General features: G+C 73.2%; 13 protein-coding genes. 10 read left to right on the plus strand and 3 right to left on the minus strand.

Translation table 11 applies throughout. The features are described from left to right. Window positions 1-63 precede the first annotated feature (63 nt). The gene (locus tag ACSNN8_RS16375) at window positions 64-2,235 is read right to left on the minus strand and encodes a hypothetical protein (RefSeq protein WP_436650064.1); all 2,172 of its coding nucleotides are present in this window, start codon (window positions 2,233-2,235) and stop codon (window positions 64-66) included. Window positions 2,236-2,364: 129 nt separating this feature from the next. Here ACSNN8_RS16375 and ACSNN8_RS16380 point away from each other — a divergent pair, with 129 nt between their 5' ends. Continuing rightward, entirely contained in the window at window positions 2,365-2,742 is a 378-nt protein-coding gene (locus ACSNN8_RS16380; protein ID WP_436650065.1) for a tetratricopeptide repeat protein, read from the plus strand. Next, window positions 2,739-3,023, plus strand: a complete 285-nt coding sequence (locus tag ACSNN8_RS16385) for a Smr/MutS family protein (protein ID WP_133873293.1) — start codon at window positions 2,739-2,741, stop codon at window positions 3,021-3,023. Before ACSNN8_RS16380 ends, ACSNN8_RS16385 begins: the two co-directional genes overlap by 4 nt. On the opposite strand, the gene ACSNN8_RS16390 is transcribed toward ACSNN8_RS16385, so the two are convergent. Next, window positions 3,020-3,544 carry a GNAT family N-acetyltransferase gene (locus ACSNN8_RS16390; protein WP_436650066.1) on the minus strand — a complete coding sequence of 175 codons (525 nt, stop codon included), beginning with the start codon at window positions 3,542-3,544 and terminating at the stop codon, window positions 3,020-3,022. The genes ACSNN8_RS16385 and ACSNN8_RS16390 overlap by 4 nt on opposite strands. Before the next feature lie 2 nt (window positions 3,545-3,546). After that, window positions 3,547-5,904, minus strand: a complete 2,358-nt coding sequence (locus ACSNN8_RS16395) for a M28 family peptidase (RefSeq protein ID WP_436650067.1) — start codon at window positions 5,902-5,904, stop codon at window positions 3,547-3,549. A gap of 90 nt (window positions 5,905-5,994) precedes the next feature. Between ACSNN8_RS16395 and ACSNN8_RS16400 the strand changes: the two genes are divergently transcribed. From ACSNN8_RS16400 to ACSNN8_RS16435, 8 genes are all read left to right on the plus strand, one after another. Next, window positions 5,995-6,330, plus strand: a complete 336-nt coding sequence (locus tag ACSNN8_RS16400; RefSeq protein WP_436650068.1) for a hypothetical protein — start codon at window positions 5,995-5,997, stop codon at window positions 6,328-6,330. Between the two features lie 52 nt (window positions 6,331-6,382). Then, window positions 6,383-7,585 (plus strand): PP2C family protein-serine/threonine phosphatase, encoded by a 1,203-nt coding sequence (locus ACSNN8_RS16405; RefSeq protein ID WP_436650069.1) that lies wholly within the window; start codon window positions 6,383-6,385, stop codon window positions 7,583-7,585. Beyond that, the gene (locus ACSNN8_RS16410) at window positions 7,582-9,192 is read left to right on the plus strand and encodes a sensor histidine kinase (protein WP_436650070.1); all 1,611 of its coding nucleotides are present in this window, start codon (window positions 7,582-7,584) and stop codon (window positions 9,190-9,192) included. Before ACSNN8_RS16405 ends, ACSNN8_RS16410 begins: the two co-directional genes overlap by 4 nt. Continuing rightward, window positions 9,189-9,644, plus strand: coding sequence for a response regulator (locus ACSNN8_RS16415; RefSeq protein ID WP_436650071.1), 456 nt, complete (start codon window positions 9,189-9,191; stop codon window positions 9,642-9,644). The genes ACSNN8_RS16410 and ACSNN8_RS16415 overlap by 4 nt, the downstream gene beginning before the upstream one ends. Then, window positions 9,637-10,446 (plus strand): inositol monophosphatase family protein, encoded by an 810-nt coding sequence (locus ACSNN8_RS16420; RefSeq protein ID WP_436650072.1) that lies wholly within the window; start codon window positions 9,637-9,639, stop codon window positions 10,444-10,446. The genes ACSNN8_RS16415 and ACSNN8_RS16420 overlap by 8 nt, the downstream gene beginning before the upstream one ends. A 5-nt stretch (window positions 10,447-10,451) precedes the next feature. Next, entirely contained in the window at window positions 10,452-11,225 is a 774-nt protein-coding gene (locus tag ACSNN8_RS16425) for an SDR family NAD(P)-dependent oxidoreductase (RefSeq protein ID WP_436650073.1), read from the plus strand. Window positions 11,226-11,289: 64 nt separating this feature from the next. Further along, window positions 11,290-12,291, plus strand: a complete 1,002-nt coding sequence (locus tag ACSNN8_RS16430) for a coiled-coil domain-containing protein (RefSeq protein WP_436650074.1) — start codon at window positions 11,290-11,292, stop codon at window positions 12,289-12,291. Window positions 12,292-12,326: 35 nt separating this feature from the next. Continuing rightward, on the plus strand, window positions 12,327-13,814 hold the full coding sequence (locus tag ACSNN8_RS16435; RefSeq protein ID WP_436650075.1) for a fused MFS/spermidine synthase: 1,488 nt from the start codon (window positions 12,327-12,329) through the stop codon (window positions 13,812-13,814). Window positions 13,815-13,979: the final 165 nt, after the last annotated feature.

Consider the following 13,979-nt stretch of genomic DNA (forward strand, 5'->3'; position numbering starts at 1 on the left):
CACGGGCTCCGCTATGCGCCTGCTTTCCGCTTCCTGTGTACCACCTGTGGGAGTGCGCCGGCGTCAGCCGGTGGTGACGGCGAGCGCCGCGTCGCGGAACCGGCCGGCGCCCTGCTTGAGCCGCTCGGCGTAGGACGGCCGGTTCCAGCTCGCCCACCTGACCTGCCCGACCGCCTGGTCGGTGCCCGAGGCCGTCAGCGACACCGTCACGCCGGGGCTGGTCTGCATGGTCAGCTCGCCGGACCGGGGCACGGCCACCCGGCGCGCGGACGGGTCGGCGAAGCCGAGCATCGCCCACGGCACCCGGATGGTCAGCTCCTCGCCGTCGACCTGCCACAGCGCGCGGCTGTCGGCCTCGGCGTCCTGCGGGTCCCAGACGCCGTGCCGCAGCGCGCCCACGTTCTGCAGCTCGACCGGCAGCCGCACGCCGGTGCGCAGGGTCAGCGCCCGGTTGACCACCAGCTCGTACGGCTTCCAGCCCTCCGGCGCCGGGCCGCGCTGGGCGGCCGGCACCGCGAAGTCGAGCTTCAGCGGATCGAGCTGGTTGCGCACGTACGCCTGCCCGGTCTGCCCGACCAGGTTCAGCGCGAGCACCGCGTCGGGCCGCCGGTCGGCGCTGCCCGGCATCGGCGGGCCCGTCACGCCCGGGAGCACGTCGAAGTTCGCCATGAGCGTGCCCGGCGCCGAGTCCGCCAGCTTGATCGACAGGTGCAGGTACGCCTCGTCGACCCGAGCCGTGACCTCCCGCGCCGGCCAGGCGTCGGTGTCGAGCAGCTGTTGCTCGCCGGTGTCGGGCAGCGGCTGCGGGTCCATCGCGAGCAGCCCGAAGTGCTGCTCGTTGGTGAGCGGGTCGTGCCAGAGCTGGCGGCGCGCGGGGTCCTGCGCGCCGGCCGTGTTCCACGTGGAGCGGTACCACTCGTCCATCCAGCCGACGAAGCCCGCGCCCAGGCCCTGGCCGGCCATCATCCGCAGCAGCTCGGCGTTGATCCGCATGGCGTCCTGCTCGCTGTGGTCGCCCTGCGAGCGGCCCAGCGGCGCGTCGTGCGCCGAGCCGATCGACGACGGCACCCCGAACTCGGTGATCAGCGTGGGCATCGTCGTGTGGTGGCGGCGCAGCTCGGCCAGATATCCCGCGTACGGGTCCCGGCGCCCGTCGTACTCGTAGCCGAGAAGATCGGGCTCGTAGCGCAGGAAGTCCGGGTAGAACGGGTACGCGTGGTAGCTGGCGAACGTGCCGGCCGGCCAGTCCGCCGTGGGCAGCACGTGGTTGGCGTCGACCGAGAGCAGGTCCTCCTGCGGGAGCGGCTCCTGCGGGTGGCGCAGCGGATCGGTGGTGGGCCAGTTGACGAAGGCGATCGGCTGGCTGACCTCGTGCGCGGCGACGTAGCCGGCGAGGTCGTTCATCCGCGCGGCCAGCCACCGCTCGGTCGGCGTCGATTTCGGGGTGTTGCGGAAGTACCTGCCCTGGAATCGCGGCGCCGAGGCGTTGCGGCGGTCGGAGGCGGCCGCGGCCCGCGGGTCGATCTCGGCGCCGACGATCCAGCCCGCCAGCCACGGCGTGACGTCCGCGTCCCAGACGCCGCCCACCCGGCCCGGCACGGCCGTACGCCGCAGCTGCCCGGCCACCGCCTGGGCCGCGGCCTTGAGCTCGCGCCGGAACTCGCCGGTGACGGTCTTGTCGAAGAGGTTCCGCTTCTCGACGTACGTCTCGTCGGGCAGCGCCACGCCCTGCATCAGATAGAGCGGCCGCTGGGGGTTCGCCTCGTTCCAGGCCGCGAGCTGCTGGTAGAAGGCGGGCGGGTGGATCTCGTAGATCCGCACCACGCGCAGGCCCAGCCAGCTCATCGCCGCGAACCACGCCCGGTACTGCGCGGCCGAGATCGCGCCTTCGCCCGGCAGGTGGCCGGGCGTGGTGCCGCCGAGGTCGGCGCCCGGCAGGAACGTCCGGTCGCCGCCGGCGGTGTGCAGCTGGAAGTCCTGGCCGTCCGAGCTGGCGATCATCCGCAGCCCACCGGCCTCGCGCGGCGCGGGCGCCCACGAGGTGCCCTGCGGCGGCGACGGGATCTCGCGCATCCCGGAGATCAGGAACGCCGGCGAGGTCAGCGCCGGCGCGGCGGTGCCGCCCGCCAGCAGCAGGCACAGCGCGAGTACGAACACCCCGATCACGGCCGCCTTGAAACGCCCGGACCGGGGCCGGGCCGGCGCGGTCACGAGATGGCTCGGATAGTCCCCCACGCAGGCATTGTCTGACGGCGCGGTGCCTGTTTGCGGCGATTTGTCTTCCAAGCTTGGATCATCGGGCTCGCCGTTGGCGCGATGATGTGCCAGCGTTGGGAGACCGGCGCGAGCGTGGGGAGCAGGCACGTGGATCTTCTCGAGGAGTACCGCAGGGCCACCTTCTTCTTCGAGTCCGGCGACCCGCTCGGCGCCGCCCGCCTGCTCGAGCCGATCGTCGAGGCCGAGCCGCACAACGCCGCCGTCCGCCAGCTGCTGGCCCGCGCGTACTTCAACTCGGCGCAGCTCAATGGTGCCGAGGAACAGCTCCGGGCCTTGATCGAGCAGAATCCCTCGGATCACTACGCGCACCACGTGCTCGGCCGGACCCTCGAGCGGGCCGGCCGGTTTCGTGAGGCCCTGCCGCACTTACGCCTGGCCGCGGCCATGAAGCACCACACCGACTACGAACAAGCCCTGCACCGGGTCGAGGAATGGCTCGGCAAGTCCGAAGGATCGACGGCGTGAAACTGAAGCTCGACCTGCACGACATCTTCAACAAGGGGCAGGAGATCGACCGTGCGCTGCGCGGGATCATCGACGAGGCCGTGCAGAAGAAGGCCAGCACCGTCGAGATCATCCCGGGCAAGGGCAGCGGCGCGCTGAAGAAGAAGGTGCTGCGCTTCCTCGACCAGAAGGAGATCAAGCAGCTCTACCACCGGGTGGAGAAGGACGGCGACAACTGGGGCCGGCTCTTCGTGCACTTCCGCCACAACGAGTCCACCGGCCGCCGCGGACGCGGCCGTTAGCGCAGGCGCTTGCCCATGACGGTCGCGCCCTCGAAGACGCCCCCGGCGAGCGGCTGCCAGCCCTTGCGGCGATAGAGCCGCCGAGCCGGTGCGGTCTCGTCGTCGATGGCGGTGAGCAGCGCGACCCGGTGCGGCAGCCCGTCGAGCAGGCGGTCGTGCAGGGCGGCGCCGATGCCGCGCCGCTCGTGGGACGGCCGCACGGCGAGCTCGACCAGTTCGAAGTGCCCGCCCAGCCACTCGGCCGCCAGTTGCGGCGGCACCGCGGCGACGACCTGGTCGGTCCACCATTGGCCGCGCTCGCCCGTGTAGCCGTAGGCGAAGCCCACCAGCAGCTCGCCGTCCCAGGCCGCCACGCAGCGGAAACCGGACCGCGCGGCGTGCTGGGGCAGCGACTGGTCGCGCCAGGCCAGGATCACCTCGGCGGGCTCGTTGTGCGGCGGCCGGCCGAACGCCTCGGCGTAGACATCCCCCAGCGCGGCGGCCTCGTCGAGGCCGGCCGGGCCGATGCTCACTCCGGTCATCGTCAGAAGGTATAGGTCTTCGCCACGGCGAGCAGCTCGCTCGTGTGCGAGCCGACGATCCCGACGCCGGCCGGGCGGGCCCGGAAGCCGGGCAGCCCGCTCAGCCCGTCGCTGCCGTCGGTGACCCGGAACTTCGCCTGTCCGGCGCCGCGCAGGGTCAGCGTGACCTCGACCCCGTCGGGCGGCGGGGCGTGGAACACGAAGCCCCAGCCCCACGGGCGCCCGGTCACCTCGCGCGCCGGCACCGAACGGCCCTCGACGGTGGCCGACTCGACCGGCGTCCCGGCGCCCACGTGCAGGGTGGTCAGGCGCACCTGACGTTGCGGTCGCAGGCGCAGCCGCAGCGTGCGGGTGTCGCCCGTGCGGGTGTCGGACTCCACGGTGAGCCGCGGCGCGGGCAGCCCGGCGGCGGGGGCCTCGCCGGTGCGCACCCGCTCGGGGCCGAACGACGGCAGGGTGTCGTCGACCCGGTGCCGGTCGCCGGAGACGTACCGGCCGGTCCACTGCTGGACGCTCGGCTCGTCGCTGATCCACCGGGCGGTGCTGGTGTCGGCGTCGAGCGCGTACATGAGCTGGGTAAGGGCCGGGCGGTCGCGGTCGAACCGGTCGGTCAGCAGGCCCGCGGTCGCGCAGACCAGCACGGCGAGCACCGCCGCCAGGGTGGGCAGCGCGCCCAGCCGGCGGCTGCGCAGCGCCTCGAGCCCGCGCTGACCGCCCACCCGCGGGTGCAGCAGGTCGATCACCGGCAGCAGCGCCAGCCCGAGCAGCACGGCGAGGAACGCCCCCGCGCCGCCCATGCCCAGGCCCAGCGCGGGGAAGAGCATGGCGATCGTGGGCAGCAGGATTAGCGTCGCCACCGCGCCGCCCAGCGTCACCGCTAGCACGGACAGCGGGCCCCGGGTGGTGATCGCTGCGAGCGCCGCGAGCGCGCCCGCCAGCGCGGGCAGGGCGGCCAGGTACGACCCGCCTGGCACGAACGCGGCGAGCACCGCGCCGAGCACGGCGAGCCAGCCCAGCCCGGCGATCGCCAGGGCGGCCGGGCCGAGCCGGCGGCGCAGCAGCGCGAACCAGCCGGACACCACGGCCGCGGCCAGGAACAGCACGGCCAGCCGGTACAGGCCCGGGCGGTACGGGTCGATGGGCATCGCGGCGTACGCCGGACGCATCAGCCGCAGCAGGTACCACAGCGCCTGGGCCAGCAGGGCCGCCAGCACGATCGGCGCCGGCGTCAGCGCGCCGGCGATCAGGGCCCGCCGCGTCGTGATCAGCCTCTGGCGGCGTGCCGGCCACGCCAGCGCCGCGACCGCCACCACCGCCAGCACGGCGATCGGCCGGACCAGCCCGCCGGGGTAGCGCACCAGCATGCCGGGCACCGGGAAGTAGGTCGCGTCCTCGCCGCCGGTGCGCTTCAGCGCGCCCAGGTCGCGGCCGCCCAGCTCGCGGACCAGGGCCAGCGTGTTGCTGCCGTGGTGCTGCAGGCTGTCGTGATCCATCGCGGCCGGCACGTCGGTCGGCCCGTGATAGACCGCGGCCCCGTCGATGTAGGCCGCGTTCAGCCCGGCGAACCCGGCCTCGCGGAACGGGGTGAAGTCGGTGTCGTTGGGCAGCAGCCGGTAGATCTCGACCGCGAACGACGTGCCGACCGGCTTGGCGGTCCCCGCGTAGGCCCCCACGAGCCCGCCGTTGCCCTTCGAGGTCTCGAACATGATCGCCGGGCCCCGGCTGCCCCGGGCCTCGAGGTTGAGCACCACGCCGCCGTCGCGGGCCAGCGGGTGCTGGTCGACGAACGCCTTGGCCCCGCACAGGCAGGCCTCCTCGCCGTCGGTGAGCAGCAGCACCACGTCGTTGCGCAGCCGCGGGCCGGCGAGCAGCGCCCGGGCCGTCTCGAGGACCGCCGAGGTGCCCGCCGCGTCGTCGTTGCCACCCGGCCCGGCCTGCACCGAGTCGTAGTGGGCGACCAGCAGGACACGGCCGGTGGAGCCGGTACCGGGGATCGTCGCGACCACGTTGCGGACGCGGGCCAGCCCGGTGCCGCCCGCGCTCGACGACAGCCCGGCGCCCTCGATCGACACCGTGTCCTGCACCTCGGGACTCAGGCCCAGGCCGCGCAGGGTGGTCAGCAGATGCTCGCGCACCTCGTCGTTGGCCGCGCTGCCCACCGGGTGCGGCCGGGTGGCGATCGCCTCGACCTGCCGGTACGCCCGCTCGGCGCTGAACCGCGTGGCCGGCGCGGAGGCGGGCTCGGCCGCCGGCGGCCGCACCGACCACAGGCCGGCGAGGCCCGCCACGGCCAGCACGGCGACCGCCGACAGGGCCGCCGCCGCCCGGCGGGCCGGATCGATGATCGCGGGTGCACGCATGGATGACATCTAAGCGGGTCCGGGTGGGCCCTGAACAACTCTCCGCGGGTAGCCGAAAGATCGTTTGGGGCGTGCCCTAGCGTTGTCGGGGTGAGCACGCCGTTCGACCCCGCCGCCGTCGTGGCCGCCTTCATCGACGCGGTCGCGCCCTACGACCCGCACCCCGAGGCCGCGCCGGTCGCGATGGTGGGCGTGCGCACCGCCGTGGGCGAGGGCGTGTTCCCGGTCAGCGACCACGTCATCCGAGCCATGTGCAAGGCGCTCGCGGCCTACCGCGACCCCGAGGACAGGGGCACCTGCGTCGACTGTGGCAGCCGCCACCTCGACGAGAACCTGCACTGCCGCGAGTGCGGCCGGCTGCACGGCATCCTGGGGGAGGTCATCGCTCGGCACGCCCGGCGGGTGGCCGCCGAGGACGCCACGTGAGAGTGTTGTGCGCCCGTGGTGGGCGGTTCGGGAGGACGAGTGGGGTGGCGGCATGACTGAACGTTCGGTCGCGCCCCGGGCCCGGGCAGGCGTCCCGGCCTATCAGGAGCGGCTGCGCGTCCTGCTGGTCGAGGACGACGAGGGCGACGCCTTCCTGGTGCGCGAGCTGCTGCACGAGGCGGAGGCCCCGTTCGACCTGCGCGTGGCGACCAGCCTGCGTGAGGCGCGGGGGCTGCTGCACGGCATCAACTGCGTGCTGCTCGATCTGGGGCTGCCCGATGCGGAGGGCATCGACGGGCTGCGCAAGCTGCTCGCCGTCGCGGGCAGCGCCGCCGTCTGCGTGCTCACCGGCCGCTCCGACGAGCACCTGGGCGTCGCCGCGGTCGCCGAGGGCGCACAGGACTACCTGGTCAAGGGCCAGGTCGACGGCGTCCTGCTGACTCGCGCGCTGCGCTACGCGGTCGAGCGCAAACGCGCCGACGAGAACGCCCAGCGGCTGCGCGAGGTCGAGCTGCGCCAGGCCGAGTCGGCGCGCCTCGAGCGCGGCCTGCTGCCCCAGCCGCTGATGTCCACCGACCGGGTGGCGGTGCACACGTTCTATCGCTCGGGCCGGGCGATGGGCCTGCTCGGCGGCGACTTCTTCGACGTCGTCCAGGTGGGCGACGAGAAGATCCACGTGATCGTGGGCGACGTCTGCGGCCACGGCGTCGACGAGGCGGCGCTCGGCGTCGAGCTGCGGGTCGCCTGGCGCGCGCTCGTGCTGGCCGGCGTCCCCGACGACCAGATCCTCGGCTCGCTCGAGCAGGTGCTGATGAGCGAGCGCCGGGCCCGCGAGGTGTTCGCGACCGTGGCCTCGGTGGTGCTCGACCTGCCCGCCAACAAGGCGGTCGTCCGGCTGGCCGGCCACCCGCCGCCGGTGCTGCTGAGCGACGGCCGGGTCGGCCCGGTCCACGCGCGCACGGGCATCGTCCTGGGAGTGCGGCCGAGGCCCACCCCCGCAACCGAGGTCGACTTCTCCGGAGATGACTGGTCCTTGCTGATGTACACCGACGGCCTGATCGAGGGCCACACCGGCGCCGGGAACGAACGGCTCGACGTGACGGGCCTGTGCGGCCTGCTCGACGAGCCCGCGGGCCGCACGGTTCCGCTGCCCGCGCTGCCGGCCTGGCTGGTCGGCCGCGCCGAGCAGGCCAACGGCGGCCCGCTCGCCGACGACGTGGCGATGTTGCTGATCTCGCGGGGGAGCGGCCGGTGAGCGTGTTCGAGTTGCGCACCTGGACCCTGCGGCGGCGCATCGTCGCCCTGTGCGTCACGGTCGGGGTGCTGCTCGCCGCCCTCGGAGTCTTCGCAGCGATCACCGCGGCGGAGAACGACCGGCACCTCGACGACGTGCTCGACCGGGCCAGCCCCATGCGGGCCGCGGGCGAGGCGCTCAACACGGCGTACGTCGACCAGGAGACCGGCATCCGCGGCTTCGCGATCACCGGCAACGAGGCCAACCTGCGGCCCTACACCGACGGTGTGGCCGAGGAGCAGCGGCTGATCGGCCGCATCGACGGCTATCTGCGCCCGGACGACGGCGACATCCGCGCCGCGCTCGACGAGGTGCAGCGCCGCGCGGACGTCTGGCACCGCGAGGTCGCCGAGCCGGTCATCGACGTGATCCGCACGGACGGCGCGGCGGCCGGCCGCGAGCGGATCATCGCGGCTTCCACGGCGCAGTTCGACGCCCTGCGGTCCGCGATCTCGACGATGCAGGACGAGATCCAGGTGCTGCGCGCCACCTCGGCGGAGGCGGCGCGGGAGAGCAGCCGCACCATGGTGGCCATCCAGATCGCCGCCGCGGCGATCATCATCCTGGCCGGCTCGGCGCTGCTGCTGCTGCTCGACCGGATGGTCAGCCGACCGGTGACCGAGCTCGCCGGGCAGGTCCGCGAGGTGGCCGCAGGCGACTACGGCCGGCGCATCTCGAGCAGCGGCTCACCCGAGCTGGCCGGTCTGGCCTCCGACGTCGACGGCATGCGGCAGAAGATCGCGGCTGAGCTGGCCGAGGTGCGCGAGGCCCGCGAGCAGGTCCAGTGGATCAACGAGCAGCTCAAGACGCAGGCCGACGAGCTGACCCGCTCCAACCGCGACCTCGAGCAGTTCGCGTACGTGGCCTCGCACGACCTGCAGGAGCCGCTGCGCAAGGTGGCCAGCTTCTGCCAGCTGCTCCAGCGGCGCTACTCCGGGCAGCTCGACGAGCGCGCCGACCAGTACATCGGGTTCGCGGTCGACGGGGCCCAGCGGATGCAGCGGCTGATCAACGACCTGCTCGCGTTCTCGCGGATCGGCCGGCTCACGGCGGGGTTCACCGACGTGCCGCTGGACCGGGTGCTGACCGAGGTGAAGTCTCAGCTGGAGACCCGCGCGGGCGAGGACGCCGAGATCAGCTGGTCGGAGCTGCCGGTGGTGGAGGGCGAGGAGCCCCTGCTGACCACGCTGTTCGTGAACCTGATCGGCAACTCGTTGAAGTTCCGCCGGCCGGACGTGCCGCCCGTGGTGCGGGTCAGCGCCGAGCGTGAAGGCGCCGAGTGGCGGATCAACGTACGCGACAACGGCATCGGCATCGAGGCAGAGTTCGCGGACAAGGTGTTCGTCATCTTCCAGCGGCTGCACGCCCGGGACGCGTACGAGGGCACCGGCATCGGCCTGGCCATCGTCAAGAAGATCGTCGAATATCATGGCGGTCGGATCTGGCTGGACCTCGACGTCGAGGTGGGCACGTCCATCTACTTCACCCTTCCGGTGCTGCCGGGCACTCCCGACCAGGAGCAGCCCGCCGTGCCGGCACAGGAGACGAGGAAAGAGGTCACGGCATGACGGCTGCCATACGGGCCGACGGCACCCCGATCGAGGTGCTGCTGGTCGAGGACGACCCGGGCGACGTGCTGATGACCCAGGAGGCGTTCGAGGAGCACAAGGTCCGCAACCGGCTCACCGTCGTCTCCGACGGCGCTGAGGCGCTGGCCTACCTGCGGCGCGAGGGCCAGTACGCCGACGCCGTGCGCCCCGACCTCATCCTGCTCGACCTCAACCTGCCCCGGCGCGACGGGCGCGAGGTGCTCGAGGAGATCAAGAAGGACGACCAGCTGGGCCGGATCCCGGTCGTCGTGCTCACCACGTCGGCCGCCGACGAGGACATCCTGCGCAGCTACCAGCTGCACGCCAACGCGTACGTGACCAAGCCGGTCGACTTCGAGCGGTTCATCACGGTGATCCGGCAGATCGACGAGTTCTTCGTCAGCGTCGTGAAGTTGCCGCCGCGTGCTTGATCAGGTCGCCGAGCTCATCCGCGAGGTCGCAGCCACGATCGTGCTGCCGCGCTGGCGCCACCTCGCCACCGACGAGATCGATCAGAAGGCGCCCGGTGACCTGGTCACCATCGCCGACAAGGAGTCCGAGCGGGCGCTGACCCGCGGCCTCACCGCGCTGCTGCCCGGCTCGGCTGTGGTGGGGGAGGAGTCGGTCGCCGCCGACCCGAGCGTGCTGGACCGCCTCGGCAACGGGGGCGCGGTCTGGATCGTCGACCCGGTCGACGGGACGAACAACTTCGCCGCGGGCAAGAAGCCGTTCGCCGTCATGGTCGCACTGCTGCGCGACGGCGAGCCGGCCGCGTCGTGGATCCTCGACGTGCCGGGCGACAACCTGACGGTGGCCGAGGCCGGCTCGGGCGCCTACCGCGACGGCGTACGGCTCAAGACCCGCACCGACGACCCCGGGGTCGGCACGCTGCGCGGCGTCGTGGCCAGCCACTACCTGCCCGAGCGGCTTCGCCGGGTGGCCGCGGGCAACGCCACGGCCTTCGGCCAGGTCACCAAGGGCCACCACTGCGCCGGGTACGAATATCCGGCCGTCGCGGTCGACGAGCAGCAGTTCGCGCTGTTCTGGCGGATCCTGCCGTGGGACCACGTGCCCGGCTCGCTGATCATCCGCGAGGCGGGCGGCATGGCGCTGCACCTGGACGGCACGCCCTACCGGCCGACCGACAGCGAGCGCGGCCTGCTGATCGCCGCGAACGACGACATCTGGCGGACGGCCCGGGACACCATCTTCCCGGACCTGTCGATCCTGTAGCGCGCATGTCGGCGTACCTGGAAAGCCTCTTCGGTCTGGCCGGCCGCACGGCGATGGTCACCGGCGGCAGCTCGGGCATCGGCCGGGCGATGGCGGTGGCGCTGGGACGCGCCGGCGCGCGGATCGTGCTGGTCGCGCGGCGTCCCGGGCCCATGGCGGAGGTGATCGGGCAGCTGCGCGGGTTCGGCGCCGAGGGGCACGCGATCGAGGCGGACCTCGCGGACCGCGCTGCCGTCGCGCGGGTGGCCGAGCAGACCCTCGAGCGGTACGGCGCCCCGGACATCCTGGTGAACTCGGCCGCGGTGAACCGGCGCCCGCCGCTGGGCGAGCTCACCGAGGACGACTGGGACGTGACGATGGCGGCGAACCTGACCGCCCCGTTCCTGCTGGGCCAGGCGTTCGGGCCGCGGATGGCCGAGCGCGGCTGGGGCCGGATCATCAACGTCGTCTCGCAACAGGCCTTCCGGGCGTACGGGAACAGCGGCGCCTACGGTGTCTCCAAGGCCGGCCTCGTCGGGCTCACCCGCTCGCAGGCCGAGGCGTGGTCGCCGTACGGCGTCTGTTGCAACGCGATCGCGCCCGGCGTGGTGCACACCCCGCTCACCGAGCCGGTGTTCGCGGATCCGGCGACCGTCGCGAAGCACGCGGCCCGCGCCATGATCGGCAGAAACGGCGTACCGGAAGATTTCGGTGCTTGTGCGGTCTTTCTGGCCGGCGACGGCGCGGTTGCCGTGACGGGCCAGACACTGTTCGTCGACGGTGGATACTCGGCCAGTTGATCGATCTGCCGCTTCCCCGCGTATCACGGTAGAGTCTGCCCGCGCTGACGATGGGGAGGTATCCGTGGCGGCGGTTTTCCAGCGCCGGCTCAGCACCGTGCTCGTGATGGTCCTGGCTGCCCTTCTGCTGACCTCGACGGTCGCCCAGGCGGCCCCGGACGAGGGCGACGACAAGACGCTGCGCAGCGCGCTCGAGTCCGCGGCCAAGGGCCAGGCGGTCGCGATCCAGAGGCTCAAGGCGTCGAAGAAGCGGGCCGCCCAGTTGCAGGTGACGGTCAAGCAGGCGCAGGCCGCGGCCAAGGCCATGGAGGGCCGGGTCGCCGAGATCGCGAGCCGCTCCTACCGGCTGGGCCGGCCCAGCACGGTGTCGATGCTGCTCGACTCGAGCTCGCCCGACCTGTTCCTCGAGCGCATCGAGCGGCTCGACATGATGGGCCAGCTCGACGGCCAGGTGCTCACGCAATACAGGGCGTCGCTCAGCAAGGCCCAGGCGGCCAAGGTGGCGATCGACAAGGAGGTCCGCGAGCAGACCAAGCAGGTCGCCGCGCTGACCAAGAAGAAGGAGGAGGCCTCGCGGGCGCTCGCCAGCGTCGGCGGCGGCCGGGTCGCGGGCGGCTTCATCTCGGCGAGCTCGCCGCTGGCCAAGCCCGCGCCCCGCAACTCCGACGGCTCGTGGCCCGACGAGAGCTGCACGATCAGCGACCCGACCAGCGACGGCTGCCTCACGCCGCGCACGCTGCACGCCTACCAGGAGGCCAGGGCGGACGGGTTCACGCGCTACACGGTGTGCTGGAGCCAGCGGAACTCCGGCGAGCATCCCAAGGGCCGGGCGTGCGACATGTCGTCGAACGAGAAGACCTACAAGACCTCGCCGGCGACGGGCGACGACCGGGAGTACGGGGACCGGTTGGCCGCGTACTTCGTGAAGAACGCGGACCGGCTCGGCGTGATGTACGTGATCTGGTTCCGGCAGATCTGGCTGCCCGGGGACGGCTGGAAGAGCTACAGCGGCAGCGGCGGCGCTTCGGCGGAACACACGAACCACGTGCACGTCTCGATGCTCTAGGTTTCTCTCAGGAAGCGGCCGATAGCATGCGGCGGATGGGAAATCCGCCGCGTGCCCTGCCCTCCGGCCTCGCCACCGCCCTGGTCTTCGGGGCCAGCGGGGCCGTGCTCGTCCTCGAGATCGTCGCGTTGCGGCTCGTCGGGCCCTACGTGGGCGTCACGCTGCAGGTCAGCAGCTCGGTCATCGGCATCTCGCTCGCGGCCATCGCGTACGGCACGTGGCTCGGCGGCCGGCTCGCCGACAAGTTCGACCCGCGCGCGCTGCTCGCGCCCGCGCTCCTGCTGGGCGCCATCGGCACGGCCGTGACCCTGCCGCTGGTGCGCTTCGGCGGCGAGATCCTGCGCGGCGGGGCGGCTCCCGCGGTGCTGCTGCTCGCCGCGCTGGCCGTCTTCCTGCCCGCGTTCCTGCTGTCGGCGATCACGCCGCTGGTGGTCAAGCTGCAGTTGAGCGACCTCGACCGTACGGGCTCGGTGGTCGGGCGCCTGTCCAGCGTCGGCACGCTCGGCGCGATCACGGCGACGCTGGCGACCGGGTTCATCTTCGTGGCGGCCCTGCCGTCGAGCTGGATCATCATCACGCTCGCGGCGCTGCTGGCGGTCGCGGGCGTCGCGCTCGGCTGGTGGCTGCGCCAGCCCTTCCCGTGGCGCCGGCGCACCGGGGCGGTGCTGGTCTCGGCCGGGCTGGTCGGCGCCGGGCTGGGCGTGGCCTCGCCCAACCCGTGCGACGTCGAGACCGCGTACCACTGCGCGCGCGTCCGGACGGACTCCACCAACGCCGGCGGCCGCGAGCTGATCCTGAACTCGGCGCGGCACTCGTACGTCGACCTCGACGACCCGCGCCACCTGGAGTTCGCGTACATCCAGTGGATCGGCGCCGTGGCCGACGTGCTGCCCGCCGGTCCCGTCGACGCGCTGCACCTGGGCGGCGGCGGCTTCACGATGCCCGACTACCTGCGCGCCACCCGCCCCGGCAGCGACCAGCTGGTGCTCGAGCTGGACGGCGGCCTGGTCGACCTCGACCGCGAGAAGCTCGGCCTGCGGACCGGTCCGGACCTGCGCGTACGGGTCGGGGATGCCCGCGTCGGGGTGGCCTCGCAGCCGTCCGCCTCCTACGACTTCGTGGTGGGCGACGCGTTCGGCCACCTCACCGTGCCGTGGCACCTGGCCACCCGCGAGATGGCCGTCGACATCGCCCGCGTCCTGCGCCCCGGCGGGGTCTACGTGCAGAACGTCATCGACTATCCGCCCGGCCGTTTCATCCGCGCCGAGCTGGCCACGGTCGCGGCCGCCTTCCCGCACGTCGCCGTGATCAGCAGCCGCGAGGCCCTCGACGGCGAGGTCGGCGCGAACTTCGTCATCATGGCGTCGGCGAGCCCGCTGCCCGAGTCCGAGGTGCGCGCCCGGGTCGCCAAGGTTGCCGATCCCGCCGTCATGCTGACCGGCCGCGAGCTGACCGACTACATAGCCGGCGCCCGCATCCTGACCGACGACTACGCCCCCGTCGACCAGCTCCTGGCCGGCTGACGCCCGCCTTCTCACCGCCCCCACGACGCCCGCCGCCCCTCGCGGCGCCCGCCGCCCCTCGCGGCGCCCGCCGCCCCTCGCGGCGCCGGTATCCTCGCCGCCCCCACGGCGCCCGCCGCCCACGCGGCGCCCGCATCCCCGCCGCCCATGCGACGTCCGCTTCCC

Source organism: Actinoplanes sp. URMC 104 (assembly GCF_051386375.1).
Classification (GTDB): Bacteria; Actinomycetota; Actinomycetes; order Mycobacteriales; family Micromonosporaceae; genus Actinoplanes.